The following is a 25,294-nucleotide window of genomic DNA, read 5'->3' on the forward strand; positions in this document are numbered from 1 at the left end:
TTTCCCGGGGATGAGATCCTGGATCCCGTATGTCTACGCAATCCGCCCCCGCCCTCGGCGCTCTCGCCTCCCGCCTGACCGAGCTCTCCCTGCGCGACGCGCACCGGCTCGGGCGCAGGCTCGAAGGTGCGCGCAAGATCCGTAAGCCGGAGGCCCGCGCCGCCGTGCTGGCCGAGATCGAGGCGGAGGTCGCCAAGGCCGAGGAGCGGATGGCCGGGCGCCGCGCCGGCGTACCCGAGATCACATATCCCGAGCAGCTGCCGGTCAGCCAGAAGAAGGACGAGATCGCCGACGCCATCCGCGACCACCAGGTCGTGATCGTCGCCGGTGAGACCGGTTCCGGGAAGACCACGCAGATCCCGAAGATCTGCATGGAGCTCGGCCGCGGGGTCCGCGGCATGATCGGGCACACCCAGCCCCGCCGTATCGCCGCCCGCACCGTCGCCGAGCGCGTGGCGGAGGAGCTGGACACCCCGCTGGGCGGAGCCGTCGGCTGGAAGGTCCGCTTCACCGACCAGGTCGACCCGGACGCCACCTTCGTCAAGCTCATGACGGACGGCATCCTGCTCGCCGAGATCCAGACCGACCGCGAGCTGCGCGCCTACGACACGATCATCATCGACGAGGCCCACGAGCGGTCCCTCAACATCGACTTCCTGCTGGGCTACCTCGCCCAGCTGCTGCCGAAGCGCCCCGACCTCAAGGTCGTCATCACCTCGGCCACCATCGACCCGGAGCGCTTCTCCCGGCACTTCGGCGACGCCCCGATCGTCGAGGTCAGCGGCCGTACGTACCCCGTGGAGGTCCGCTACCGGCCGCTCCTGGAGGAGGACGGCGACGACGCCGACCGCGACCAGATCACCGCGATCATCGACGCGGTGGAGGAGCTCCAGAAGGAGGGCAAGGGCGACATCCTGGTCTTTCTCTCCGGCGAGCGGGAGATCCGCGACACGGCCGACGCCCTGACCAAGAAGAACTACCGCTTCACGGAGATCCTGCCCCTCTACGCCCGGCTCTCCCACGCCGAGCAGCACCGCGTCTTCCAGCCGCACACCGGACGCAGGATCGTTCTGGCCACGAACGTCGCCGAGACGTCCCTCACGGTCCCGGGCATCAAGTACGTCATCGACCCGGGCTTCGCCCGCATCTCGCGCTACAGCCACCGCACAAAGGTCCAGCGCCTCCCCATCGAGCCGGTGTCCCAGGCCAGTGCCAACCAGCGCAAGGGCCGCTGCGGCCGTACCAGCGACGGCATCTGCATCCGCCTCTACAGCGAGGACGACTTCAACGCCCGCCCGGAGTTCACGGACGCGGAGATCCTCCGGACGAACCTCGCCTCCGTCATCCTCCAGATGACCGCGGCCGGCCTCGGCGACATCGAGAAGTTCCCCTTCATCGACCCGCCGGACCACCGCAACATCCGCGACGGCGTGCAGCTCCTCCAGGAACTGGGCGCCCTCGACCCGGCGCAGAAGGACCCCCGCAAGCGACTCACGGACACGGGCCGCAAGCTCGCCCAGCTGCCCGTCGACCCGCGGCTGGCCCGCATGGTCCTGGAGGCGGACAAGAACGGCTGCGTGCGCGAGGTCATGGTCATAGCCGCCGCGCTGTCCATCCAGGACCCGCGCGAGCGCCCCGCAGACAAACAGACCCAGGCCGACCAGCAGCACGCCCGCTTCAAGGACGAGACCAGCGACTTCCTGGCCTACCTCAACCTCTGGCGCTACGTCCGCGAGCAGCAGAAGGAGCGCGGCTCGTCCTCCTTCCGCCGGATGTGCAAGCAGGAGTACCTCAACTTCCTTCGCGTCCGCGAATGGCAGGACATCTACAGCCAGTTGCGCACGGTCGCGAAGCAGATGGGCATCCACCTCAACGAGGACGACGCCCCGGCCGACCGCATCCACGTCTCCCTCCTCGCGGGCCTGCTCTCCCACATCGGCATGAAAGACGTGAAGGACGCCGGAGGGGAGGGCGGGAGGAACACCGGGAAGAACGAGTACCTGGGCGCCCGCAACGCCAAGTTCGCGATCTTCCCCGGCTCGGCCCTCTTCAAGAAGCCCCCGCGCTTCGTGATGTCCGCCGAGCTCGTCGAGACGTCCCGCCTCTGGGCCCGCGTCAACGCCAAGATCGAGCCCGAGTGGGTCGAACCCCTCGCCGGCCACCTCCTCAAACGCACGTACAGCGAACCGCACTGGGAGAAGGACCAGGCCGCGGTGATGGCGTACGAGAAGGTCACGCTCTACGGCGTGCCGATCGTGGCGCAGCGGAAGGTCAACTACGGCCGGATCGACCCGGAGGTCAGCCGCGAGCTGTTCATCCGGAACGCGCTCGTCGAGGGCGACTGGCGCACGCACCACAAGTTCTTCTCGGACAACCGCCGACTCCTCACCGAGGTCGAGGAGTTGGAGCACCGGGCCCGGCGCCGGGACATCCTCGTCGACGACGAGACGCTGTTCGACTTCTACGACCAGCGGATCCCCGAACACGTCGTATCCGGCGCCCACTTCGACTCCTGGTGGAAGCACAAGCGGCACGAACAGCCCGACCTCCTCGACTTCGAGCGCGAGATGCTCATCAACGAGAAGGCGAGCGAGGTCACCAAGGACGACTACCCGGACACCTGGCGCCAGGGCAACCTCAAGTTCCGGGTGACGTACCAGTTCGAGCCGGGCGCGGACGCCGACGGCGTGACCGTCCACATCCCGCTCCAGGTCCTCAACCAGGTCACGGACGAGGGCTTCGACTGGCAGATCCCGGGCCTCAGGGAGGAGCTCGTCACGGAGCTCATCCGGTCCCTGCCCAAGCCGATCCGCCGCAACTACGTGCCCGCGCCGAACTACGCGAAGGCCTTCCTGGACAAGGCGGTCCCCCTTCAGGAGCCCCTCACCACGACCATGGCCCGCGAGCTGCGGCTCATGGTGGGAGTCCCCTTCGACGCCGAGGACTTCGACTGGTCAAAGGTCCCCGACCACCTGAAGATCACCTTCCGGATCGTCGACGAACGGCGCCGCAAGCTCGCCGAGGACAAGGACCTGGAGGCGCTGAAGCTCAGGCTCCGGCCGAAGGCCCGCAAGGCCCTCTCCCAGGCGGCAGCGGCCACCGCGGAGCGCCAGGGCGGCGAGTCCCTGGAGCGCAAGGGCCTCACGGACTGGACGATCGCCACGCTCACCCGTGTGTTCGAGACCCGGCGGGCCGGCCAGCCGGTGAAGGCCTACCCGGCGCTGGTCGACGACGGCGACACGGTCTCCGTGCGCCTCTTCGACACGGAGGCCGAGCAGCAGCAGGCCATGTGGAAGGGAACCCGCCGCCTGATCCTGCGCAACATCCCGGTGAACCCGGCGAAGTTCGCCTCCGAGAAGCTGACGAACCCGCAGAAGCTGGCGCTGTCCGCGAATCCGCACGGCTCCATCCAGGCGCTGTTCGACGACTGCGCGATGGCGGCCGCCGACAAGCTGATCGCGGACTTCGGCGGGCCGGCGTGGGACGAGGAGTCGTACCGGAAGCTGTACGACAAGGTGCGCGCCGAGATCGTCGACACGACCGTCCGCACGGTGGGGCAGGTGCAGCAGGTCCTGGCCGCCTGGCAGGCCTGTGAACGCCGCCTGAAGGCCGTACGCAGCCCCGCGCTGCTGCCGAACCTCCAGGACGTGCGCAAGCAGCTGGACGGCCTCGTGAAGCCCGGCTTCGTGACCGAGGCGGGTCTGCGTCGCATGCCGGACCTGATGCGCTACCTGGTGGCCGCGGACCGGCGTCTGCAGCAGATGCCGACGAACGTCCAGCGGGACACCACACGGATGCAGAAGGTCCACGAGATGCAGGACGAGTACGCCTGGCTCCTGGAGCAGATGCCGCAGGGGCGGCCCGTGCCGTCGTCGGTCCTGGACATCCGCTGGATGATCGAGGAACTCCGGGTCAGCTACTTCGCCCACGCGCTGGGCACGGCGTACCCCGTCTCCGACAAGCGGATCGTGAAGGCGATCGACGCGGCGGTGCCGTAACGGGTGGCACACGCAGGGTGAGTTCGACCAGGACCCCACCCTCCTGTAGAGTCTCTTCTCGCAGCGCAACGCACGAATCGCGCCGCGAAACCTGGTCCTGTGGAGCAGTTTGGAGTGCTCGCCACCCTGTCAAGGTGGAGGCCGCGGGTTCAAATCCCGTCAGGACCGCAGTGAGAAGGGCCCGCACCCCGCAAGGGGCGCGGGCCCTTCTTCGTGAGAGAGCCCGGATCATCGGATCCGGGCTCTTTCTTTGTGCGTCCATGCGCCCCTGGCCTGCGCCAGGCCCCCTCGCGGGCTCTCACGCCGTCTTGACGGCCTCTCAATCCCTCGGTACCCAGAAACCAGGGCCGTTCCCCGTTCGGCCTTCCGGAGGTGGCGTATGGCGGCATCGGCTAGGCACGAGACGCGGGCCCTGCTCCGTGCGCACCTGGCGGCCGCGTCGTCGTACCGGCATCTCACTCGCCACTGTCCGATCTGCCATCACCTGCTGCGGCTGGCCATGGAGTCCGCCCAGTCCGCCCAGGCCTCCCAGGGGGCCGTCGAGAACGAGAGCCCGGCGCGAGCCTGACCGGAGGCCGACCTCAACACCCGTTCGCACACGGACTGCTGGAGCCGAACGGTTCCACTACCGCACCCGGAGCGGAGCTAACAAGCCGCTCGGTATGTGACGGGTGTCACCGCATGAGTTTTGAAAAGTGCGGTACTTACCCTCCACCTACAAAGGGTCAATTTAATATGTGCAATTGCACCCCTTCGACGGTGCCGCACACAGGAGACCCGACACCCCTCCCCAGACTCCGACAAGGCCGCTCACAGACGGGCCACGAGTCCGACAGCCGGCGCACAAAAAAGATCGCGCTGGACCCGGCGGAGTCCAGCGCGATCGACGACGCACCCTGTTGTATGCCTGGAGAACTCTGACTGGCGTGGGCCTGGGGCCTGTTGGGGCAGGACCCGCGTCGCTTGGAGCTGTGGTTCCGGACGTCACGGCTGATGGGGGACCAGCCGGTTTGCCCGGTTATTCAGTTGTTCAGGCCTCGCTGCGCTGCTGCGGAATGCCCGCGAGCAGAGCGCGGACCTCGGCCTCGCGGTAGCGGCGATGCCCGCCGAGCGTGCGGATCGACGTGAGCTTGCCGGCCTTCGCCCACCGCGTGACCGTCTTGGGGTCGACACGGAACATGGTGGCGACCTCAGCCGGGGTCAGCAGCGGCTCGGCATCAGGGGTGCGAGCGGTCATGAGCGGCCTCCTCGGGAGAACCGAACCTTCTCGGTTCTTTCCTCTAAATTCTGCACCTTGACCCGCGTTGCCCGAAATGGCGGACGCGAGTCGAGTCGGTTATAGGACGAACGGCTTGTCCTCGGCACTACAACTACACCATCTGTCCAGCCGCGTCGGCCAAACCGATGGAATTGCCCTCCCAGGTGTTCATCAGCGACGGAAGCCGATGGACCATGCCATAGCGGACAGTCACGCCGCTGTGACGATCAGTCACAGGGCGATCAGGAGTCACCAGACCCCCCAAAGCGTGCAATGCTGAGATTCCGCCCACAATGCAGCACATCGGGACGGAAGGAGCCCCCCGGACTCCTTGTCCTATTTTGGCATGAGGAGGGGCAAGGGGCGCAAGGGCCATGTACGTGCAGTCCGTCACGTTTGGCCTACTTGAGCGGTACGCCCGGATCGGAACCTACGTCCGTTGTTGACAAGGCGTCAGTAGACGCAGAGCGCACTTCAGCAACGTCGGTGCGAGGACGTAACCCCAAAACGGGCGGTACGTCAAACGCCTGTTCGTGACCGGTCGCGAGCGGTCCGTAGGAACGGAAGGTCAGGGGTCGGGTCGGCGGTCAGTTCGCCGACCGAAGATCCCGTACGGAACGCCACCGGGTCACCAGCCGGGCGTACGCCTCCCCGGCGGCCGCCCCGTCGCCCCGGCGCAGCGCGGCGATCCCCTCGGCCACGTCCGCCGCCGAGTGGTCGTCCTCGAGCGTCCCGGCCGGCACGGCGTGCACCAGGCCGCCGTAGTCCAGCTCCACGAGCGAGCGCGGGTGGAACTCCTCCAGCCAGCGCCCGACGTCCACCAGGCCGTCGATCAGCGGCCCCTCGTCCATGGCCTCCTTCAGGGCCCGCAGGCCCCGGGCCACCCGCCGCCGGGCCTGGACCATGGGCGTGCGGTAGCGCAGCACCGGCGGGCTGTCGTCGCTGTCGCCCTTGTCGTACTCGCGCTCCTCGTCGGTGACCAGCACGAACCAGCTGATCGGCACCTGCCAGGTCGCCGTACGGATCCACGGCCGGGCGTCCGGGTTCTCCACCAGCCAGCGCTCGTAGTCCTGGGCCGCCTGGTGGCGCAGGAAGGGCGGCAGGACCGCGTCCAGGACGGGCGGCGGGAGCTCCTCGGAGAGCTCCTCCAGGGCCTGCCAGCCGCGCAGCCGGGTGCGCCAGGGGCAGACGCACACGACACCGTCGACCTCCAGCACGAAGGCGTCCTCGCTCTCGTGCACCGGCACCAGGACCGGCGGAGTGGGCGCCAAGTCGGCCAGAGCGCGGCGGAGTTCGTCCTGGTACGAGGGACGGTCCGGACGGCGGGCGTAGCGGGCCCAGTGGCTGCGCTCCGGCTCCGCGAAGGCGGCCAGCGGTTCGTACACGCGCAGATAGGTCGCGTAGGGGACGATCACCGAGGACACCTTGGGCACGCCTGCTCCCTCCCCCGCCCATCGTCGCGAAAACCTGCGGAACCCACTCACAAACGTGCGGGAAATCTATGCAAATCGTCGCACGGGTGTACTCCGGTCGGAGGTGATCCTGAGCACTGTGCGGTCCGCGGGCCCGTCAGGCTCTAATCTCATGCCCAACAGCCCCCGCCACCCGCACGGGAGCTGGTCTCCACCCGCCGCAATTTACTCAGGAGTCACCACAGTGACCGACGTAACCGGCGCACCTGCTGATGTACTGCACACCCTGTTCCACTCGGACCAGGGGGGACATGAGCAAGTCGTGCTCTGCCAGGACCGCGCGAGCGGCCTCAAGGCCGTCATCGCCATCCACTCCACCGCCCTGGGCCCCGCGCTCGGCGGTACGCGCTTCTATCCGTACGCGAACGAGGCCGAGGCCGTCGCCGACGCGCTGAACCTCGCCCGCGGGATGTCGTACAAGAACGCCATGGCCGGTCTCGACCACGGCGGCGGCAAGGCCGTGATCATCGGTGACCCGGAGCGGATCAAGACCGAGGAGCTGCTCCTCGCCTACGGCCGGTTCGTCGCCTCCCTCGGCGGCCGGTACGTCACCGCCTGCGACGTCGGTACGTACGTCGCCGACATGGACGTCGTGGCCCGCGAGTGCCGCTGGACGACCGGCCGCTCCCCGGAGAACGGCGGCGCCGGGGACTCCTCCGTCCTCACCGCCTACGGCGTCTACCAGGGCATGCGGGCCTCCGCGCAGCACCTGTGGGGCGACCCCTCACTGCGCGCGAAGCGGGTCGGCATCGCCGGCGTCGGCAAGGTCGGCCACCACCTGGTGGAGCACCTCGTGAAGGAGGGCGCCGAGGTCTTCGTCACGGACGTGCGCGAGGACGCCGTACGGCGGATCACCGAGCGGCACCGGGACGTCATGGCCGTGAAGGACACCGACGAGCTGATCCGCATCGACGGTCTGGGCATCTACGCCCCCTGCGCGCTGGGCGGGGCGCTGGACGACGACACCGTGCCGGTGCTGACCGCCGAGGTGGTCTGCGGCGCCGCCAACAACCAGCTCGCCCACCCGGGCGTGGAGAAGGACCTCGCCGACCGCGGGATCCTCTACGCGCCGGACTACGTGGTGAACGCCGGCGGTGTCATCCAGGTGGCCGACGAGCTGCACGGCTTCGACTTCGAGCGGTGCAAGGCGAAGGCGGCGAAGATTTTCGACACCACGCTGGCCATATTCGCACGTGCGAAGGAAGACGGTATTCCGCCGGCTGCCGCGGCCGACCGGATCGCCGAGCAGCGCATGCACGACGCGGCCGCGGCCCGCCGGGCGCGCTGATTCGGGAGCGCCCTCGTACGTTTGGCCGGTACCCGCCGGTGGGCAGTTAGAGAGAACTCTCACTTCTACCGGCGGGTCGACCGCCGATAAGTGGTTAAAATCGCGGTTGACCAGCGAGGACGGGGCGCCTCGAAGGTCCTGGGCGCGGGCACGTCATGCGGGCGACGTACCGTATGGGCGCGGGCTCAGGTACCGTGGAAGCCCTACGGACCGGTCTCTCTGCGGAGGGGCCGTTCCGGACCATGAACGCGTGTCAAGACTCTGGGGCCGTCGAGCCCCGTCGTTGAGGGGGTCGAGCCATGGGGCGCGGCCGGGCCAAGGCCAAGCAGACGAAGGTCGCCCGCCAGCTGAAGTACAACAGCGGTGGGACTGACCTCTCACGCCTGGCCGAGGAGCTGGGTGCATCGCCTTCGAATCCGCAGCCGCCTAACGGCGGGCCGTTCGAGGACGATGATCAGGACGACGACCTGTACGCACGGTACGCCGACCTCTACGAGGACGACGACGAAGACGAGGACGACCAGTCCTCGCAACACCGTCGCGGCGCTTGACCTTGCACTGAGCATGTACCCGGTCGGTGACCGAAGGTCACCGACCGGGTTCTGTGCTGCCTGCAAGGTCCCGTGGGGTTCGCCCCCCGTGCCTCAGTTCGCGCAGTCACCGATCAGGGCGGCACCAGTGGTGTGCTCGCCCCTGTCCGTGATCTCTCCTGCCACCCAGGCGTCCACGCCGCGGTCGGCCAGGGTCGCCAGGGCCACCTCGGTGGACTCCTGCGGCACGATCGCGATCATGCCGACGCCCATGTTCAGCGTCTTCTCCAGCTCCAGGCGCTCGACGTTCCCCGTCCTGCCGACGAGGTCGAAGACCGGGCCCGGGGTCCAGGTGGAGCGGTCGACGATCGCGTGCAGGTCGTCTGGGATGACCCGGGCGAGGTTGGCCGCGAGTCCGCCGCCGGTGACGTGGCTGAAGGCGTGCACCTCGGTGGTGCGCATCAGGGCCAGGCAGTCCAGCGAGTAGATCTTCGTCGGTTCGAGCAGCTCCTCGCCGAGGGTGCGGCCGAGCTCGTCGATGTGGGTGTCCAGGGCGAGACCGGCCTGGTCCAGCAGGACGTGCCGGACGAGCGAGTACCCGTTCGAGTGAAGTCCGGAGGACGCCATGGCGATCACCGCGTCACCCGTCCGGATACGATCCGCGCCGAGCAGCCGGTCGGCCTCCACGACGCCCGTACCGGCGCCGGCGACGTCGAAGTCGTCCTCGCCCAGCAGGCCCGGGTGCTCGGCCGTCTCGCCGCCGACCAGGGCGCAGCCGGCCAGCACACAGCCCTCGGCGATGCCCTTGACGATGGCGGCGACGCGCTCGGGGTGGACCTTGCCGACGCAGATGTAGTCGGTCATGAACAGCGGCTCCGCGCCGCACACCACGATGTCGTCCATGACCATCGCGACCAGGTCATGGCCGATCGTGTCGTAGACGCCGAGCCGGCGGGCGATGTCGACCTTGGTGCCGACGCCGTCGGTGGCGGAGGCGAGCAGGGGCCGCTCGTAGTTCTTCAGGGCGGAGGCGTCGAAGAGTCCGGCGAAGCCGCCGAGGCCGCCGAGGACCTCGGGGCGCTGGGCTTTCTTCACCCACTCCTTCATCAGCTCGACGGCGCGGTCGCCCGCTTCGATGTCGACGCCCGCGGCTGCGTAGCTGGCACCAGTTGTCTCAGACATGGCTAATGAGAACCTTCGTGTCGTACAGCAGGTAGTGCGGGCTGCCTACGGTCGGCGGATCGCGTCGGCGGCGGCCGTGGCGGCCGGGCCGGCGGCCAGCTCCGTCTCCAGGAGCTGCTTGCCGAGCAGCTCGGGGTCCGGGAGGTCCATCGGGTACTCGCCGTCGAAGCAGGCGCGGCACAGGTTGGGCTTGGCGATGGTGGTCGCCTCGATCATGCCGTCGATGGAGATGTAGGCCAGGGAGTCGGCGCCCAGGGACGTGCCGATCTCCTCGATCGTCATGCCGTTGGCGATGAGCTCGGCGCGGGTGGCGAAGTCGATGCCGAAGAAGCAGGGCCACTTCACGGGCGGCGAGGAGATCCGGATGTGGACCTCGGCGGCGCCGGCCTCGCGGAGCATGCGGACCAGGGCGCGCTGGGTGTTGCCGCGCACGATCGAGTCGTCGACGACGACCAGGCGCTTGCCCTTGATGACTTCCTTCAGCGGGTTCAGCTTCAGGCGGATGCCCAGCTGGCGGATGGTCTGCGAGGGCTGGATGAACGTACGGCCCACGTAGGCGTTCTTCACCAGGCCGGCGCCGAAGGGGATGCCGGAGGCCTCGGCGTAACCGATGGCCGCCGGGGTGCCGGACTCCGGGGTCGCTATGACCAGGTCGGCCTCGACCGGGGCTTCCTTCGCGAGCTTGCGGCCCATCTCCACGCGGGAGAGGTAGACGTTCCGGCCGGCGATGTCGGTGTCGGGGCGGGCCAGGTACACGTACTCGAAGACACAGCCCTTGGGCTTCGCTTCCGCGAATCGGGAGGTGCGCAGGCCGTTCTCGTCGATGGCGACGAACTCGCCCGGCTCGATCTCGCGGACGTAGGCGGCACCGCAGATGTCGAGGGCCGCGGACTCCGAGGCCACGACCCAGCCGCGCTCCAGCCGGCCGAGGACCAGGGGGCGGATGCCCTGCGGGTCACGGGCGGCGTACAGGGTGTTCTCGTCCATGAAGACGAGGCTGAAGGCGCCGCGCACCTGGGGCAGGACCTCGCCGGCCGCCTCCTCGATGGTCAGCGGCTTGCCGTCCTCGTCGACCTGGGCCGCGAGGAGCGCGGTGAGCAGGTCGGTGTCGTTGGTGGCCGCCACGCGCGGCGTACGGCCGCCCTCCTGCTTGGGCAGGTCGGCGACCATCTCGGCGAGCTGGGCGGTGTTGACGAGGTTGCCGTTGTGACCGAGCGCGATGGAGCCGTGCGCGGTCGCGCGGAACGTCGGCTGGGCGTTCTCCCACACGGAGGCGCCGGTGGTCGAGTAGCGGGCGTGACCGACCGCGATGTGACCCTGGAGCGAACCGAGCGAGGTCTCGTCGAAGACCTGGGAAACGAGGCCCATGTCCTTGAAGACGAGGATCTGTGAGCCGTTACTGACCGCGATTCCCGCGGATTCCTGGCCTCGATGCTGGAGGGCGTAGAGCCCGAAGTACGTGAGCTTGGCGACCTCTTCGCCCGGAGCCCAGACACCGAAGACGCCGCAAGCGTCCTGGGGGCCCTTCTCACCGGGGAGCAGGTCGTGGTTGAGTCGTCCGTCACCACGTGGCACGCCACCGAGTGTAGGCGAGGTCGTCCACTGGTCCGAATTGGGGATACCGGACTTTTCAGCGGATCACCGCTCGGCGACGGCTCGCACACGCGTGCCGTTTTCGCTGGTCAGCGTCAGAGTTTGGTGATCGACTCCGTACTTCAGCTTCCCGTCGAAAAGTCGCAGCAGGGCCTTCTCGCCGGACATGAGTGAGTCTTCGCACATCATTCGGGTCGTCGCCGGGCGGCCGAGGGTGATATCGCCGTCGCGGACGGTGGCCTCGGCGTTCACCTTGTTGCAGCCGAGGCTGCCCGAGACCGTGCCCTTCTTCGCGTCGAAGGTGAGGTGGGCGCGGCCGTCGGTGTCCGGGGTCGTGACGGTCCACTTGGTGCCGCTCAGCGGGGCGTCCTTCGCCTTGGTCAGGCGGACGGTCTCCCCCTGGCCGGTGGTGAGGGTGAGGCGGTCGCCGTCCACCCGGGTCTGAAACTCCCGGCCGGAGAGCGTGCCGACGAGGGTCTGCTCGAAGTCCATGGGCGTGTTCTCGCAGGCCATCTGGGTGGACATGGTCCTACCGAGCCGGATGCGGTCGCCTTCGACGGTGGCGTCGGCCCTGAAGTTGTTGCACCCGAGGCTGCCCTCGGCCCGGCCCTTGTCGATGGTGACGTGGGCGCCGGTGGGGGCCTTCTGGGTCTTTCCGTCGGCGGTGACGCTGTCCACGTTCCACCGCACGCCCGTCACCGTCACCGGTTTCCCGGCACGGACCGAACCGCTGCCGCCGTCCGCCTTCTCGTTGCCGCAGGCCGCCATGAGCGGGACGAGCATGGCGGCGGCCGTCAGGGTCATGCGCTGCTTGTGCCTGTCCATGCCACTTCGACGGGGGACCCGGGGGGATCGGTTCCTCTTATGCCATCAGCGGCAGGTGGGCCGAAAGGTCCGCCCGCTCGCCACTGGCGCTCACGCGGGCGTCCTGGAGGGCCTGTGCCCAGGCCAGCCGCCCGGTCGCGAGCCGGATCCAGGTCAGCGGGTCCGTCTCGACGGCGCTGGGCGGGGTGCCCCGGGTGTGCCTCGGGCCGGAAACGCACTGCACCACCGCGTAGGGCGGGATCCGTACCTCGGTGGAGCCGCCGGGTGCCTTGACGGCGAGGGCGTCGGCGAGGAGGCGGGTGCAGGCGGCCAGGGCCTGCCGGTCGTAGGGGATGTCGAGGCCAGGGACGGCGGCGTTCAGGTCATCGGTGTGGACGACGAGTTCGACGGTGCGGGTGACCAGGTAGTCGGCGAGGGTGATGGCGCCGGTGCGGGCGGCCAGGACGCGGGCGCCGGGCGCGCCCGCCAGGCTCCGCATGAGGCGCTCCTCGGTGCGGGCGTAGAGGGCGTCGAGGTCGGGGTTGGCGGCGGCCAGGTCGCGGGTGCCGTCGGCGATGTCACGGGCGCGGGCGGCGGTGGCGAAGGGCCAGTCGAGGAGGGCGAGCTCCGGTTTCGCCGGCTCCTCGCGCTCCAGGTTGCGGCTGACGGTCTCCACGGCCATGGTCACGTGCGCGGCGAGCTCCCGTACCGTCCAGTCCCCCAGCCGGGTGGGCAGCGCGAGCTGGTCGGCCGTGAGGGTGTGTACGGCCTCGCGGACGTTCCCGAACTGGGTGAGCACCGCGGTGCGGATCTTGGCGGGGTCGTAGCTGCGGGCGCGCTTCTTGGCCGGGGGCATGGAGATCAGCCTATGCGGGCTGCGATGCCGCCGCGGGCGTCTCGAAGGCTTCGCCGTTGCGGGGGACGCCGATGCCGCGCCAGGTGAAGGGGACGCCGCGGGCCGTGTCCGGGTCGGGGGCGTCCATCAGCTGGAAGTGGAGGTGGGGCTCGGTGGAGTTGCCCGAGTTGCCGCAGCGGGCGAGCGGCTGTCCGGCGGTCACCCGGTCCCCCTCGCGGACGGTGAGCGAGCCGCGCTGGAGGTGGGCGTAGAGCGCGTAGGTGCCGTCGCCGAGGTCGAGGACGACGTGGTTGCCGACGATGCGCCGGGCACCGGACAGGTCGCGTACGGACGCCTCCAGGACCATCAGGTACAGCAGCGCGAGCGGCGACGTACGGCTGAGGTGGTCGCGCTGGCCGTCGGCGGCCCGTACGACGGTGCCGTCGGCGACCGCGAGGAGCGGCGCGCCGTAGGCGGGGAAGGCGCTGTTGCGACGCGCGAGCGGCCACAGCCAGCGGAAGCCCGGGCGGGCGCCCGGCTCGGGCTCGGCGACGACGTCGATGGCGTACGTCTGGCCGTAGGCGTGCGTGCCGTGGCTCGGGACGCGGTCGGCCGGGCTGTTCTGCGCGGTCCAGCGGCCGGTGACGGGCGGCCCGACCTCGACCGGCTCCCGGGCCGCGCGCGGACTGTCCGGCGCGCCGCCCCACCGGTGGGCCACGCTGAGGATCGCGTAGGCCAGGGCGATCGGCAGGAAGTTCCACCACCACGGATAGCCCAGGTCCAGCGCGGTATGGGCGATCACCAGGCCGAGGAACACCAGTTGCAGGGCGCGGTAGGCGACCTTGGCGAGTTTGCGTACGGACATCGTTCCCCCGGTTCGGTCGGTCACGGGTGCTCGGTCACGGGTTCGCGGTCGCGGGTTCAGCCGTTCACGGACGTGCCGTCGCCACCGCCACCAGCAGCGGTACGACCCGCCCCGGCGGCACCTCGTAGCGGCCCCGCCCGGTCGTGTGCAGCCAGCCGGCTCCGGTCAGCTGGCGCAGGTGGTGGTAGATCTGGCCGGTCGTGCCGACCTCTTCCAGCTCGGCGAGTTCCGCCGCGGTGCGCCGGCCGCCGATGATCTCGCGGAGCAGCCGGAGCCGGACCGGATGGCCGAGCGCCGCCAGCGACTCGGCGACCGGCGCCCAGTCGTCCTCGAGCAGCTCGTCCGTCAAGGCGCCCGTCTGCCACGCGTACTGCTCGCCCGTCGGCAGGCGTACGGAGCCGGTGTAGAGGACACCGCCGTCGGTGGCTCCCAGTTCGGACAGCTGCTCCTTCAGCCCGTTCAGGGCCCAGAAGTCGCCCGCGTCGAGGCGGGGTCCGGCGCGGTGGGCGCCCTCCAGGGCCGCCAGCCGTCGTTCGAGGTCGGCGACACGTTGTTCCAGTTCCACACCGTGGATATTACGGAACTACGTAATTGCGTGCAAGATCCCGTCCGGACATGCGAAAGCCCCGCCCGTCGCCATGACAGGCGGGGCGGGGCCTTCGTGCGTGACTACGCCAGCAGGGCCGGGATCGTCCCCTCGTGGAGCTCGCGCAGCTCGGACAGGGGGAGCGTGAACTCGCCCTGGATGTCCACCGAGTCGCCGTCCACGACACCGATACGGGTGGCCGGCAGGCCCCGCGCACCGCACATGTCGTTGAAGCGGAGCTCCTCCGAACGCGGCACGGCCACGACCGCGCGGCCCGCCGACTCGGAGAACAGGAAGGTGAAGGCGTCCAGACCGTCCGGGACGATCAGACGCGCGCCCTTGCCGCCCAGCAGCGCCGACTCGACGACCGCCTGGATCAGACCGCCGTCCGACAGGTCGTGGGCGGAGTCGATCATGCCGTCGCGGGAGGCGGCGATCAGGATCTCGGCGAGCAGCCGCTCACGCTCCAGGTCCACCTGGGGCGGCAGACCGCCGAGGTGGTCGTGCACGACCTGGGACCAGGCCGAACCGCCGAACTCCTCACGCGTCTCGCCGAGGAGGTAGAGCAGCTGCCCCTCCTCCTGGAAGGCGACCGGCGTGCGCCGGGTGACGTCGTCGATGACGCCCAGGACCGCGACGACCGGGGTCGGGTGGATGGCCGCCTCGCCCGTCTGGTTGTAGAGCGAGACGTTGCCGCCGGTCACCGGGGTGCCAAGCTGCTGGCAGCCGTCCGCCAGACCGCGCACGGCCTCCGCGAACTGCCACATCACCGCCGGGTCCTCGGGCGAGCCGAAGTTCAGGCAGTCGGACACGGCGAGCGGCTTCGCACCGGTCGTCGCCACGTTCCGGTAGGCCTCCGCCAGCGCGAGCTGCGCGCCCGTGTACGGGTCGAGCTTGGCGTACCGGCCGTTGCCGTCCGTGGCGAGGGCCACGCCGAGGCCGGTCTCCTCGTCGATCCGGATCATGCCGGAGTCCTCGGGCTGGGCGAGGACCGTGTTGCCCTGCACGAAGTGGTCGTACTGGGAGGTGATCCAGGACTTGGAGGCCTGGTTCGGGGAGCCGACCAGCTTCAGGACCTGGTCCTTCAGCTCCTCGCTCGTCGCCGGCCGCGGCAGCTTGTTCGCGTCGTCCGCCTGGAGGGCGTCCTGCCAGGACGGGCGGGCGTACGGGCGCTCGTAGACCGGGCCCTCGTGGGCCACCGTGCGCGGGTCGACATCGACGATCTTGCCGCCGTGCCAGTAGATCTCCAGGCGGTCGCCGTCGGTCACCTCACCGATGACGGTGGCGATGACGTCCCACTTCTCGCAGATCTCCAGGAAGCGGTCGACCTTCTCCGGCTCGACGACCGCGCACATGCGCTCCTGCGACTCGCTCATGAGGATTTCCTCGGGCGAGAGCGTCGAGTCGCGCAGGGGGACGTCGTCCAGCGTCACGCGCATGCCGCCGGAGCCGTTGGAGGCCAGCTCGCTGGTCGCGCAGGACAGGCCGGCCGCGCCCAGGTCCTGGATGCCGACGACCAACTTCTCCTTGAACGCTTCCAGCGTGCACTCGATGAGCAGCTTCTCCTGGAAGGGGTCGCCGACCTGGACCGCCGGGCGCTTCGACGGCTTGGCGTCGTCGAAGGTCTCACTCGCGAGGATCGACGCGCCGCCGATGCCGTCACCACCCGTACGAGCCCCGTACAGGATGACCTTGTTGCCCGCGCCGGAGGCCTTCGCGAGGTGGATGTCCTCGTGCCGCATCACACCGATGCACCCGGCGTTGACCAGCGGGTTGCCCTGGTAGCAGGAGTCGAAGACGACCTCGCCGCCGATGTTGGGCAGGCCCAGGCAGTTGCCGTAGCCGCCGATGCCGGCGACGACACCCGGCAGCACGCGCTTGGTGTCGGGGTGGTCGGCCGCGCCGAAGCGCAGCGGGTCGACGACCGCCACCGGGCGGGCGCCCATGGCGATGATGTCGCGGACGATGCCGCCGACACCCGTGGCCGCGCCCTGGTAGGGCTCGACGTACGACGGGTGGTTGTGCGACTCGACCTTGAAGGTGACCGCGTAGCCCTGGCCGACGTCCACCACACCGGCGTTCTCGCCGATGCCGACGAGCATGGCGTCGTTCTCGGGTGCCTTCTCGCCGAACTGGCGCAGGTGCACCTTGCTGCTCTTGTACGAGCAGTGCTCCGACCACATCACCGAGTACATGGCGAGCTCGGCCCCGGTGGGCCGGCGGCCGAGGATCTCGACCACGCGCTCGTACTCGTCCTTCTTCAGGCCCAGTTCGGCCCAGGGCAGCTCGACGTCGGGGGTCGCGGCCGCGTGCTCGACCGTGTCCAGAGGCGTCCGGCTCATGCGTTGACCAGCTTCTTGAGGATCGAGGTGAAGAACGGGAGGCCGTCGGTGCGACCGGTGCCGATCAGCGGCTCGACGGCGTGCTCGGGGTGCGGCATGAGGCCTACGACGTTGCCGGCCTCGTTGGTGACACCCGCGATGTCGTTGTTCGAGCCGTTGGGGTTGACGTCCAGGTACCGGAAGGCGACCCGGCCCTCGGACTCCAGCGTGTCCAGCGTGCGCTGGTCGGCGACGTACTGCCCGTCGATGTTCTTCAGCGGGATGTGGATCTCCTGGCCGGCGGTGTAGTCGCTGGTCCAGGCGGTCTCGGCGTTCTCCACGCGCAGCTTCTGGTCACGGCAGATGAAGTGCAGGTGGTTGTTGCGCAGCATCGTGCCGGGCAGCAGATGGGCCTCGGTGAGGATCTGGAAGCCGTTGCAGATGCCGAGGACCGGCAGGCCGGCCTTCGCCTGCTCCAGCAGGGGCTCCATCACCGGCGAGAAACGGGCGATGGCCCCGGCGCGCAGATAGTCGCCGTAGGAGAAACCACCGCACAGCACCACGGCGTCGACCTGCTTGAGGTCCTTGTCCTTGTGCCACAGGGCGACCGGCTCGGCGCCCGCGAGGCGGATCGCGCGCTGCGTGTCCCGGTCGTCCAGACTGCCGGGGAAAGTGACGACGCCAATACGAGCGGTCACTTCACGGCCTCCGCGACTTCCTCGACCCGGACGGTGAAGTCCTCGATCACGGTGTTCGCGAGGAAGGACTCCGCAAGATCGTGAATGCGGGCGAGGGCGGCCTCGTCGACCGGCCCGTCAACTTCCAGTTCGAAACGCTTTCCCTGGCGGACGTCCGAGATCCCTTCGAAACCCAGCCGCGGCAGTGCGCGCTGCACCGCCTGGCCCTGGGGGTCGAGGATCTCCGGCTTGAGCATGACGTCGACTACGACGCGTGCCACTGGCACTCCCGGTGTGTGGTGCTGAGCAGGTTCCTTCAGACTACCCGCACAAAAATTCTACGCGCGTCGACTTGTAGGAAACTACGTGACCGTCATCACGATCCGGCATCGACGGGCCCACGCACGAAAATTTCCAGGAAAGATTCCGGGTCGACACCTGAAACCTATTGCGTTCGGACACGCGGACAGATTTAGTCGGGTTTCACATTGCATTGTCAGGCACTGTAGAAATGAATTGGCAAGTGCCGCAGGAAGGGACCGATATTCGTGGCGCAGAAGGTCGTGGTCACTCTCTTTGACGACATCGACGGCTCGGAAGCGGCGGAAACGATCGCCTTCGGACTGGACGGCAAGTCGTACGAGATCGACCTGAACGAAGTCAATGCCGGCGAACTGCGGAAGGCGCTCGCGCCCTACGTGGAGGCCGGCCGCAAGCGGTCCCGCTCGGGCAGGGCGTACCGGCAGACGGAGGTCGCCCCCGACCCGTCGGCCGTGCGAGCCTGGGCCCAGGCCAACAAGATGGAGGTCCCCGCGCGCGGGCGCATCCCCAGGAGGGTCTACGAGGCGTTCACCGCCGCCCAGTGACGGCCCGGTGAGGCCCGGCGGACGGCCGGTCACCCGCCCCTCGCGGCAGCCGACTTGCGCAGCACCCCGGCTGATCAGCTAGAGTCTGGAGCACGCCGAGGGGCGAGGCCGAAAGGCCCGGCTCACGGATACATGCGGGTGTAGTTCAGTAGTAGAACATCCCCCTTCCAGGGGGAAGGCGCAGTGTGCGATTCCTGTCACCCGCTCTGCATCGCCAGTACCGACCACTCTTGTGGATCAGGTAGGCTGGTGCCCGCACCGATCGGTGGCCGTGCTTGTTTCAGGCTGGCGATCGGGAGCATATGCGGACGTAGCTCAGTTGGTAGAGCGCAACCTTGCCAAGGTTGAGGTCGCGAGTTCGAGCCTCGTCGTCCGCTCGGGAATGAGACCCCGGTCCTGATGGACCGGGGTCTTCTTCGTGTTTCCGTTCCTCGCCTCTGATCCTTGCTTCTGACATTTGTCATGCCGAGTGATGACAGTGCGCACTGCTCCCAGAGCCGCGCGGCCGGGACGCTGAAGACATGGAAACGAACGAACACGAACACGTGATTGAGGTCACTGACCTGCGGCGTGTGTACGGGGGCGGGTTCGAGGCGGTAACCGGAATCACCTTTTCCGTACGTCGCGGGGAGATCTTCGCCCTGCTGGGCACCAACGGCGCGGGCAAGACCTCGACCGTCGAACTGCTGGAAGGACTCGCGGCGCCCGCGGACGGCCGGATCCGGGTCCTCGGGCACGACCCGTACACCGACCGGGCCCTCGTACGGCCGCGCACCGGCGTGATGCTCCAGGAAGGCGGCTTCCCGTCCGAGCTGACCGTCGCGGAGAGCGCGCGAATGTGGGCGGGGTGCGTGAGCGGGGCCCGGCCGCCGGCGGAGGTCCTCGCGCTGGTCGGACTGGAGTCGAAGGCCGGCATCCGGGTCAAGCAGTTGTCCGGCGGGCAGCGGCGCCGGCTGGATCTGGCGCTCGCGCTGCTCGGCGACCCCGAGGTGCTCTTCCTGGACGAGCCGACCACCGGCCTGGACGCCGAAGGCCGTCACGAGACCTGGGAGTTGGTGAGCGCGCTGCGCGACGGCGGTACGACGGTGCTGCTGACCACGCACTACCTGGAAGAGGCCGAAAATCTCGCCGACCGGCTGGCGATCATGCACGAGGGCCGCATCGCCACCACCGGAACCCCGGCCGAGGTCACCGCCGCGGAACCGTCGCGGATCTCCTTCGAACTGCCCGACGGCTACTTCGTCGGCGATCTCCCGCCGCTCGGCGAGCTGGGCGTGAGCGGGCACGAGACCGACGGCCGGACCGTCCGGCTGCGCACCCGCGAACTCCAGCGGACGGCCACCGAACTGCTCACGTGGGCCGCGCGGGCCCGGGTGGAACTGCGCCGCCTGGACGTGCGGCCGGCCTCCCTGGAGGAGGCGTTCCTCCGCATCGCCAAGGACGTCTCCGCGGGCCGGACCACGGGAACGACGACGAAGGAGTACGCGGCATGAGCGCCATCACCACGACGCCCCGCCCGGCGCCGGCGGCGACCACTGCGCTGAGCCGGATGACCGCTCTCGCCCGCGCCGAACTGACCCTGCTCGGGCGGACCAGGGGCGCGCTCGTCGCGGCGCTGTTCGTACCGCTGGTGATGCCTTTCAGCGTGCGGTCGGCGGCCCAGGAGATGGACCTCACCGGAGCCGGACTGAACACCGGCACCCTGGTGCTGCCCGCCGCGGTCGGCTTCTCCCTGCTGTTCGCCGTCTACTCGGTGCTCGTCGGCACGTACGTCGTCCGGCGTGAGGAACTCGTCCTCAAGCGGCTGCGCACCGGTGAGCTGCGGGACGTCGAGATCCTGGCCGGCTCCGCGCTTCCCGCCGCCCTCACCGCACTCGCGCAGTGCCTGCTGCTCGTGGCCGGCTGCAGTGTGTTGCTGGACCTGTCCGCGCCGTCCGCGCCCCATCTGGCCGTCGCAGGACTGCTGCTGGGGCTCGTGATGTGCGCGGCCCTCGCCGCGGCCACCGCCGCCGTGACCCGGACCGGCGAGAGCGCACAGGCCACGCCCATGCCGCTGCTGCTCGTCTCGATGATGGGCTCCGGCATGTTCTTCCCGCTGGAGCTGATGCCCGACCGGCTGGCCTCCGTCTGCGAACTGCTGCCGCTGACACCCGTCGTCACCCTGGTGCGCGGCGGCTGGACCGGCGATCTGTCGGCGTACGAGGCGCTCGGCGCCCTCGCGACGGCGATGGCCTGGATCGTCATCGCGGTGTTTGCTGTACGGCGGTGGTTCCGCTGGGAACCGCGGCGCTGACCGAAGGGGGAGTGACGGGCTGATGCGCGGGCCGGGCAGGTGGTGGCGGCGGAAGAGCACACCGCAGAAGGTCGAGACGTACACGCGGTGGTCGTTCTACTTCTTCGCGGTGATGGAGTTCTTCTCCGTCGGCTTCACGTCCGTGGCCCCGCTGGGGGCGCGGCTGGGCGGTGCCGTCATGCTGGTGGTGGCCGTGCACGCCACCATCGCCTTCGTGACCGTGTCGCGGGCGGTGGACTGGACGCGGGGCCGCAGGCCCCAGCCCGTCGGGCTGATGTGGACACTGGCCGCCGTCACCGCCGCGGTCTCCGTCGCCGCGCTCGGGATCGCCGAGCACGGGCCCGCCGGCGAAAGCGTCGACACCGCCGCCGGCGGGGTCTTCGGAGTGATCCTGGTCTTCGGGCCCGGCATCATCGCGCTCGGCGTCCGCGACCGGCGGCGCGCCTTCGGCATCGCGGCCGGCTTCGCGGCGGGCACCTGGGTCGTGACGTTCGCGCTCGGTGCCTCCGCCCTCACGGCGCTGTTCACCGCGTTGATCGTGCTGATCGGCGGCACGTTCATCGCCTTCACGGCCGTCTTCTCCGTGTGGCTGCTCAACGCCGTCTACGAACTCGACGAGGCCCGCGAGACCCGGGCCCGGCTCGCCGTCGCCGAGGAGCGGCTCAGGTTCGGGCGGGATCTGCACGACGTCATGGGGCGGAACCTCGCCGTGATCGCGCTCAAGAGCGAGCTGGCCGTGCAGCTCGCCCAGCGGGGGCGGCCGGAGGCCGTGGCGCAGATGGTCGAGGTGCAGCGGCTCGCGCACGAGTCGCAGCGGGAGGTCCGCGAGGTCGTGCGGGGTTACCGGGAGGCCGATCTCGCCTCCGAACTGGCCGGTGCGCAAGGGGTGCTGACCGCGGCCGGTATCGACTGCACGGTGAGCGGGCGGACCCCGTCGGGGCTGCCGACCGGGGTGCAGTCCGCCCTGGGGTGGGTGGTGCGGGAGGCCGCGACGAATGTCCTGCGGCACGGGGACGCGCGGTGGTGTGCGGTGCGGCTCGGGGGTCTGGAGGGGCGAGTGGTGTTGTCGGTGGAGAACGACGGGGTCACGGAGGCCGCAGAGGGGGCGGAGGCGTCCGGCTCCGGGCTCGCCGGGCTGCGGGAGCGGCTGGCGCAGATCGACGGGACGCTGGAGGCCGGGCCGGCGGGAAAGGGGCTGTTCCGGCTGACGGCGGAGATCCCGCTGCCGTCCGAGTCCGCCCCGCCCGAGCCCCTCGCCGCTGTACCTGCTGTGAGTGAGGTCATGCCATGACGGCCCTGGAGCCCGTGCGGCTGCTGCTCGCCGACGACGAGCACCTCATCCGCGGGGCGCTCGCCGCGCTGCTGTCGCTGGAGGACGACCTCACGGTCGTCGCCGAGGCGGCCACCGGGCCGGAGGCGCTGGCGATGGCCCGGGCGCACCAGCCCGACGTCGCCGTCCTGGATCTCCAGATGCCCGGCGCCGACGGTGTGAAGGTCGCCACATCCCTGCGCATCGAACTGCCCGGCTGCAGGGTGCTCATCGTCACCAGCCACGGGCGGCCCGGGCATCTGAAGCGGGCGCTGGAGGCCGGGGTGCGGGGGTTCGTGCCGAAAACCGTCAGTGCGCAGCGGCTCGCGGAGCTCATTCGCACGGTGCATGCCGGGAACCGTTACGTCGACCCGGAGTTGGCCGCCGACGCGATCGCCGCCGGGGACTCGCCGCTGACCGCCCGGGAGGCCGAGGTGCTGGAACTCGCGGCCGACGGTGCGCCCGTGGCGGAGATCGCCGAGCGGGCCGCGCTGTCGCAGGGGACCGTGCGGAACTACCTGTCGTCGGCCGTGTCGAAGCTCGGGGCGGAGAACCGGCATGCCGCGGTGCGGCTCGCACGGGAGCGAGGTTGGGTATAGTGGTTCCCGCGCCACGGCGCATGCGAACGTAGCTCAGTTGGTAGAGCGCAACCTTGCCAAGGTTGAGGTCGCGAGTTCGAACCTCGTCGTTCGCTCCAGTGAGAAGCCCCCCGGCTCCGGCCGGGGGGCTTCTCTGTGTGTCCTGTGTCCCGCGTCCTACGACCAGCTCGTGCCGGTCAGGCGCTCGTACGCCTCCACGTACTTGGCGCGGGTGGCGTCGACGACCTGCTGCGGCAGCGCGGGCGGCGGCTGCTCGCTCTTGCGGTCCCAGCCGGACTCCGCCGAGGTCAGCCAGTCGCGGACGTACTGCTTGTCGTACGACGGCTGCGCCCGGCCCGGCTGCCACTCGTCGGCCGGCCAGAAGCGGGAGGAGTCCGCGGTCAGGACCTCGTCCGCGAGGACCAGGGAGTCCCCGTCGAAGCCGAACTCGAACTTGGTGTCCGCCAGGATGATGCCGCGCTCGCGGGCGATGTCCCGGCCCCGCGAGTAGACGGCGAGGGTCGCCTGGCGCAGCCGGGCCGCGGTGTCGGCGCCGACCTGGCGGGCGACCTCCTCGTAGGAGACGTTCTCGTCGTGCTCGCCGACGGCGGCCTTGGTCGCCGGGGTGAAGATCGGGGCGGGCAGTTCGCTGCCGTCGACCAGGCCCTCCGGGAGGGCGAGGCCGCAGACCGTACGGGACTCGTTGTACTCGACCAGACCCGAGCCGGTCAGATAGCCGCGCGCCACGCACTCCACGGGGATCATCCGGAGCGACTTGCAGACGAGGGTGCGGCCCTCCCAGTCGGCGGGGGCGCCCGGGGGCAGTTCCGTGCTCAGGACGTGGTTCGGGATCAGGTCGGCGAGCTGGTCGAACCACCACAGGGAGAGCTGGGTGAGAATCCGGCCCTTGTCGGGGATCTCGGTCGGCAGCACCCAGTCATACGCGGACATGCGGTCGCTGGCGACCATCACGAGGTCGCCCGCCTCGTTCTGGTACAGATCGCGCACCTTGCCGGTGTGCAGATGCACCAGGCCCGGAACCTGGATCGGCTCGGGCTTCTCTACGAATCCGGACACGGTTCCTCCCCGTGGTTGAACAAGAGGTGCGCCCGCAGGGCTCCCCTGGGGTGGTGGCGGGAGACGGGCGGGCCAAGTGGCTCGATTCTCCCGTATGCGAGCTTGATCGCGGACAGTGGGTCAGTCGCGTTTGCAGATGCGGTCCAGGAGGTTTGCGGTGGCCCGCTGGATGCGGGCGTCGACGTGTCCGGGGCGGTCCAGAGCCGGAGTCCAGGCGAACGTTCCTGAAGCGAAGACCCAGGCGCCGGAGGGGGCGCGGTACAGGGACGTCTCCTGGTGGCGGGCGGTGCCCTCCTTGTCCGTGTACGGCGAATGGGCGAGCAGCACACGCTCCTCGTGCTCGGGCAGCGGGGTGCGCGGGAAGTAGCGGTCGGCCTCGCCCGCCACCAGGCCCTCGATCTCGTCCCCCTCGTGCGCCCCGGTCGCCTCCCACAGCCAGTGGCCCGCGTTGCGCACGATCAGAGGGTGGGGCACGGGGACGTGCCCGGCGTACTGGATGCCGATGAGCTGCTGCTCCGCCCGGTCGATCTCCCGCCACAGCACCGGCTTGCCGGGGCCCCTGCGCTTGCGGCAGGTCAGCAGGCGGTCGGGGACACCGGACGGGGACGGGCCCAGTTCCACCTGCCAGTACATCGAGTTGGCGGAGAGGAAGACCAGCGAGGTGCCGGCGTCGCGGGCGCGCTCCACGGCACCGCGCATCCCGGCCGACCAGTACTCGTCGTGGCCCGGGAAGACCAGGCCGCGGTAGCGGGTGGGGTCGACGCGGCCCGCGTGCAGGTCGCTGGCGGTGGCGTAGGCGACGTCGTAGCCGTAGCGCTCGGCCCAGCGGATGAAGTCGTAGGCGTGCCCGACGTGCAGCGGGAGGCCCGCGCCCGCGTACGGGCGGTCGAAGGAGACCGTGGTGGCGGCATCGGACTCGCCCAGTAAGCGGCCCTTCTCGTCCCAGGCGTGGTAAAGGCTGGCGCCGGTGCGGCCGTCCTCCGGGTAGAGGTTGTACGCCTGCCAGGTGATGTCGGGCAGGACGAGGAGCAGGTCGGCGGGCTGGTCGTCGCGGACCGTGAACGGGACGTGGGAGCGGTAGCCGTCGGCGGTGGTGAGGACGGCGACGTATGCGCCGACGTTCCAGTACGACGGGATCTGGAGCCGCCAGGACAGCCACCAGTGGTGGCAGGAGACCGTACGGTCCGCCGTGAGCGGCGCGGACTGCACGATGCCGGACAGGCGCGGGCTGGTGGTGATCTTCGCTGCGCCGTCACCGCCGTAGTGGCCGATGCGGTAGATGTCGACGCCGAACTCCTGGGGCGGGTCGACGGTGATGTGGAAGTCGATGGCCTCGCCGGGCGCGACCGCGCCGGTGGAGGTGAAGCCCTTGATCTGGCAGTGGACGTCGTCGGCCGCGCGGGGGCCGCTCGAGCGGCTGCCCTCCTTCGGGTCCTGGGCCGGGTCCTGGTCCACGTACCAGGGGACGACCTGGCCGCTGTCGTCGAAGTACGTCACGTTTCCGCGCAGCCACGGAACGGGGCCCTGCCCGAAGGGATCCGTCACGGCGTGCGCCAGCGCTCCCGACTCCCAACGGCGGATCTGCTCCGAGTCCATGGTTGCTTCCCCTCCCCTTCGCCCCCGTGGCTGTGCGTGCTGTGTGGTGAGCTGCGACCCCTGTGGTTCCTTCGTGCCTATGTGTTTGTCGTATGTCGCAAGCCCTTGCCATGTGCGCGAACGGCCCAAGCACATCACATAATGCGCGCACTTCGTTACTGTTCGT

22 protein-coding genes and 4 tRNA genes are annotated in these 25,294 nt (G+C 69.7%); 13 read left to right on the plus strand and 13 right to left on the minus strand.

All coding sequences use genetic code 11. The features are described 5' to 3' along the window. Positions 1-29 precede the first annotated feature (29 nt). From hrpA to ACIBL4_RS34530, 3 genes are all read left to right on the plus strand, one after another. Positions 30-3,998 (plus strand): ATP-dependent RNA helicase HrpA, encoded by a 3,969-nt coding sequence (gene hrpA / locus ACIBL4_RS34520; RefSeq protein ID WP_399415724.1) that lies wholly within the window; start codon positions 30-32, stop codon positions 3,996-3,998. 93 nt (positions 3,999-4,091) lie between these two features. Then, positions 4,092-4,166: transfer RNA gene (locus ACIBL4_RS34525), tRNA-Asp, on the plus strand. A gap of 211 nt (positions 4,167-4,377) precedes the next feature. Beyond that, positions 4,378-4,566 carry a DUF6274 family protein gene (locus ACIBL4_RS34530; protein WP_399415726.1) on the plus strand — a complete coding sequence of 63 codons (189 nt, stop codon included), beginning with the start codon at positions 4,378-4,380 and terminating at the stop codon, positions 4,564-4,566. A 462-nt stretch (positions 4,567-5,028) separates the two neighbouring features. Here the strand turns inward: ACIBL4_RS34530 and bldC are convergent, their stop codons facing one another. After that, positions 5,029-5,235, minus strand: a complete 207-nt coding sequence (gene bldC / locus ACIBL4_RS34535; protein ID WP_003949541.1) for a developmental transcriptional regulator BldC — start codon at positions 5,233-5,235, stop codon at positions 5,029-5,031. A 608-nt stretch (positions 5,236-5,843) separates the two neighbouring features. Further along, positions 5,844-6,689 carry a hypothetical protein gene (locus ACIBL4_RS34540; RefSeq protein WP_399415727.1) on the minus strand — a complete coding sequence of 282 codons (846 nt, stop codon included), beginning with the start codon at positions 6,687-6,689 and terminating at the stop codon, positions 5,844-5,846. A 223-nt stretch (positions 6,690-6,912) separates the two neighbouring features. Between ACIBL4_RS34540 and ACIBL4_RS34545 the strand changes: the two genes are divergently transcribed. Both ACIBL4_RS34545 and ACIBL4_RS34550 read left to right on the plus strand, forming a co-directional pair. Next, on the plus strand, positions 6,913-8,016 hold the full coding sequence (locus ACIBL4_RS34545) for a Leu/Phe/Val dehydrogenase (protein WP_397624714.1): 1,104 nt from the start codon (positions 6,913-6,915) through the stop codon (positions 8,014-8,016). Positions 8,017-8,315: 299 nt separating this feature from the next. After that, the gene (locus ACIBL4_RS34550) at positions 8,316-8,567 is read left to right on the plus strand and encodes a DUF3073 domain-containing protein (protein WP_020277200.1); all 252 of its coding nucleotides are present in this window, start codon (positions 8,316-8,318) and stop codon (positions 8,565-8,567) included. A 93-nt stretch (positions 8,568-8,660) separates the two neighbouring features. Here ACIBL4_RS34550 and purM read toward each other — a convergent pair whose 3' ends face one another. The 9 genes from purM to purS all read right to left on the minus strand — a co-directional run bounded on the left by purM (position 8,661) and on the right by purS (position 17,690). Next, a complete protein-coding gene (purM, locus tag ACIBL4_RS34555; protein WP_399415728.1) occupies positions 8,661-9,728 on the minus strand; it encodes a phosphoribosylformylglycinamidine cyclo-ligase in 1,068 nt (355 codons plus the stop codon). Positions 9,729-9,773: 45 nt separating this feature from the next. Next, positions 9,774-11,303 carry an amidophosphoribosyltransferase gene (purF, locus tag ACIBL4_RS34560; RefSeq protein ID WP_399415730.1) on the minus strand — a complete coding sequence of 510 codons (1,530 nt, stop codon included), beginning with the start codon at positions 11,301-11,303 and terminating at the stop codon, positions 9,774-9,776. 63 nt (positions 11,304-11,366) lie between these two features. Next, on the minus strand, positions 11,367-12,146 hold the full coding sequence (locus tag ACIBL4_RS34565) for an META domain-containing protein (protein WP_399415731.1): 780 nt from the start codon (positions 12,144-12,146) through the stop codon (positions 11,367-11,369). Positions 12,147-12,183: 37 nt separating this feature from the next. Continuing rightward, positions 12,184-12,981 (minus strand): sterol carrier family protein, encoded by a 798-nt coding sequence (locus ACIBL4_RS34570; protein ID WP_399415732.1) that lies wholly within the window; start codon positions 12,979-12,981, stop codon positions 12,184-12,186. A gap of 10 nt (positions 12,982-12,991) precedes the next feature. After that, positions 12,992-13,825: a M23 family metallopeptidase gene (locus ACIBL4_RS34575; RefSeq protein WP_399415733.1), complete on the minus strand. Its 834-nt coding sequence runs from the start codon at positions 13,823-13,825 to the stop codon at positions 12,992-12,994. A 64-nt stretch (positions 13,826-13,889) separates the two neighbouring features. Next, the gene (locus tag ACIBL4_RS34580) at positions 13,890-14,390 is read right to left on the minus strand and encodes an ArsR/SmtB family transcription factor (RefSeq protein ID WP_399415734.1); all 501 of its coding nucleotides are present in this window, start codon (positions 14,388-14,390) and stop codon (positions 13,890-13,892) included. Positions 14,391-14,494: 104 nt separating this feature from the next. Further along, complete coding sequence (gene purL, locus ACIBL4_RS34585; RefSeq protein ID WP_399415735.1) at positions 14,495-16,753, minus strand: phosphoribosylformylglycinamidine synthase subunit PurL; 2,259 nt, start codon at positions 16,751-16,753, stop codon at positions 14,495-14,497. Next, positions 16,750-17,430 carry a phosphoribosylformylglycinamidine synthase subunit PurQ gene (gene purQ / locus ACIBL4_RS34590; RefSeq protein ID WP_399415736.1) on the minus strand — a complete coding sequence of 227 codons (681 nt, stop codon included), beginning with the start codon at positions 17,428-17,430 and terminating at the stop codon, positions 16,750-16,752. Before purQ ends, purL begins: the two co-directional genes overlap by 4 nt. Beyond that, complete coding sequence (gene purS, locus ACIBL4_RS34595) at positions 17,427-17,690, minus strand: phosphoribosylformylglycinamidine synthase subunit PurS (protein WP_010045045.1); 264 nt, start codon at positions 17,688-17,690, stop codon at positions 17,427-17,429. The genes purQ and purS overlap by 4 nt, the downstream gene beginning before the upstream one ends. A gap of 267 nt (positions 17,691-17,957) precedes the next feature. Between purS and ACIBL4_RS34600 the strand changes: the two genes are divergently transcribed. The 8 genes from ACIBL4_RS34600 to ACIBL4_RS34635 all read left to right on the plus strand — a co-directional run bounded on the left by ACIBL4_RS34600 (position 17,958) and on the right by ACIBL4_RS34635 (position 22,574). Further along, the gene (locus tag ACIBL4_RS34600) at positions 17,958-18,275 is read left to right on the plus strand and encodes an Lsr2 family protein (RefSeq protein ID WP_399415738.1); all 318 of its coding nucleotides are present in this window, start codon (positions 17,958-17,960) and stop codon (positions 18,273-18,275) included. Positions 18,276-18,409: 134 nt separating this feature from the next. Continuing rightward, positions 18,410-18,481 (plus strand) — tRNA-Gly (locus ACIBL4_RS34605). Between the two features lie 98 nt (positions 18,482-18,579). Next, positions 18,580-18,652, plus strand: a tRNA-Gly gene (locus tag ACIBL4_RS34610). A 144-nt stretch (positions 18,653-18,796) separates the two neighbouring features. Continuing rightward, a complete protein-coding gene (locus ACIBL4_RS34615) occupies positions 18,797-19,768 on the plus strand; it encodes an ABC transporter ATP-binding protein (RefSeq protein ID WP_399415739.1) in 972 nt (323 codons plus the stop codon). Then, a complete protein-coding gene (locus ACIBL4_RS34620; protein ID WP_399415741.1) occupies positions 19,765-20,568 on the plus strand; it encodes an ABC transporter permease in 804 nt (267 codons plus the stop codon). Before ACIBL4_RS34615 ends, ACIBL4_RS34620 begins: the two co-directional genes overlap by 4 nt. Positions 20,569-20,590: 22 nt before the next feature. Then, complete coding sequence (locus ACIBL4_RS34625; protein ID WP_399415742.1) at positions 20,591-21,859, plus strand: sensor histidine kinase; 1,269 nt, start codon at positions 20,591-20,593, stop codon at positions 21,857-21,859. Then, positions 21,856-22,476, plus strand: coding sequence for a response regulator (locus ACIBL4_RS34630; RefSeq protein ID WP_399415744.1), 621 nt, complete (start codon positions 21,856-21,858; stop codon positions 22,474-22,476). Before ACIBL4_RS34625 ends, ACIBL4_RS34630 begins: the two co-directional genes overlap by 4 nt. 22 nt (positions 22,477-22,498) lie before the next feature. Further along, positions 22,499-22,574: transfer RNA gene (locus ACIBL4_RS34635), tRNA-Gly, on the plus strand. A gap of 58 nt (positions 22,575-22,632) precedes the next feature. Here the strand turns inward: ACIBL4_RS34635 and ACIBL4_RS34640 are convergent. Further along, positions 22,633-23,532 (minus strand): phosphoribosylaminoimidazolesuccinocarboxamide synthase, encoded by a 900-nt coding sequence (locus ACIBL4_RS34640; protein WP_399415745.1) that lies wholly within the window; start codon positions 23,530-23,532, stop codon positions 22,633-22,635. Between the two features lie 120 nt (positions 23,533-23,652). Next, positions 23,653-25,128 carry a N,N-dimethylformamidase beta subunit family domain-containing protein gene (locus ACIBL4_RS34645; RefSeq protein ID WP_399415747.1) on the minus strand — a complete coding sequence of 492 codons (1,476 nt, stop codon included), beginning with the start codon at positions 25,126-25,128 and terminating at the stop codon, positions 23,653-23,655. Positions 25,129-25,294 lie beyond the last annotated feature (166 nt).

The organism is Streptomyces sp. NPDC050416, from assembly GCF_044458845.1.
Lineage (GTDB): Bacteria > Actinomycetota > Actinomycetes > Streptomycetales > Streptomycetaceae > Streptomyces.

Bases quoted from the DNA above. Each gene is read 5' to 3' on its own strand.
- hrpA (WP_399415724.1), top strand. From the start codon at position 30: ATGTCTACGCAATCCGCCCCCGCCCTCGGCGCTCTCGCCTCCCGCCTG.
- ACIBL4_RS34530 (WP_399415726.1), top strand. From the start codon at position 4,378: ATGGCGGCATCGGCTAGGCACGAGACGCGGGCCCTGCTCCGTGCGCAC.
- bldC (WP_003949541.1), bottom strand. From the start codon at position 5,235: ATGACCGCTCGCACCCCTGATGCCGAGCCGCTGCTGACCCCGGCTGAG.
- ACIBL4_RS34550 (WP_020277200.1), top strand. From the start codon at position 8,316: ATGGGGCGCGGCCGGGCCAAGGCCAAGCAGACGAAGGTCGCCCGCCAG.
- purM (WP_399415728.1), bottom strand. From the start codon at position 9,728: ATGTCTGAGACAACTGGTGCCAGCTACGCAGCCGCGGGCGTCGACATC.
- ACIBL4_RS34565 (WP_399415731.1), bottom strand. From the start codon at position 12,146: ATGGACAGGCACAAGCAGCGCATGACCCTGACGGCCGCCGCCATGCTC.
- ACIBL4_RS34570 (WP_399415732.1), bottom strand. From the start codon at position 12,981: ATGCCCCCGGCCAAGAAGCGCGCCCGCAGCTACGACCCCGCCAAGATC.
- ACIBL4_RS34575 (WP_399415733.1), bottom strand. From the start codon at position 13,825: ATGTCCGTACGCAAACTCGCCAAGGTCGCCTACCGCGCCCTGCAACTG.
- purL (WP_399415735.1), bottom strand. From the start codon at position 16,753: ATGAGCCGGACGCCTCTGGACACGGTCGAGCACGCGGCCGCGACCCCC.
- ACIBL4_RS34615 (WP_399415739.1), top strand. From the start codon at position 18,797: ATGGAAACGAACGAACACGAACACGTGATTGAGGTCACTGACCTGCGG.
- ACIBL4_RS34620 (WP_399415741.1), top strand. From the start codon at position 19,765: ATGAGCGCCATCACCACGACGCCCCGCCCGGCGCCGGCGGCGACCACT.
- ACIBL4_RS34625 (WP_399415742.1), top strand. From the start codon at position 20,591: ATGCGCGGGCCGGGCAGGTGGTGGCGGCGGAAGAGCACACCGCAGAAG.
- ACIBL4_RS34630 (WP_399415744.1), top strand. From the start codon at position 21,856: ATGACGGCCCTGGAGCCCGTGCGGCTGCTGCTCGCCGACGACGAGCAC.
- ACIBL4_RS34645 (WP_399415747.1), bottom strand. From the start codon at position 25,128: ATGGACTCGGAGCAGATCCGCCGTTGGGAGTCGGGAGCGCTGGCGCAC.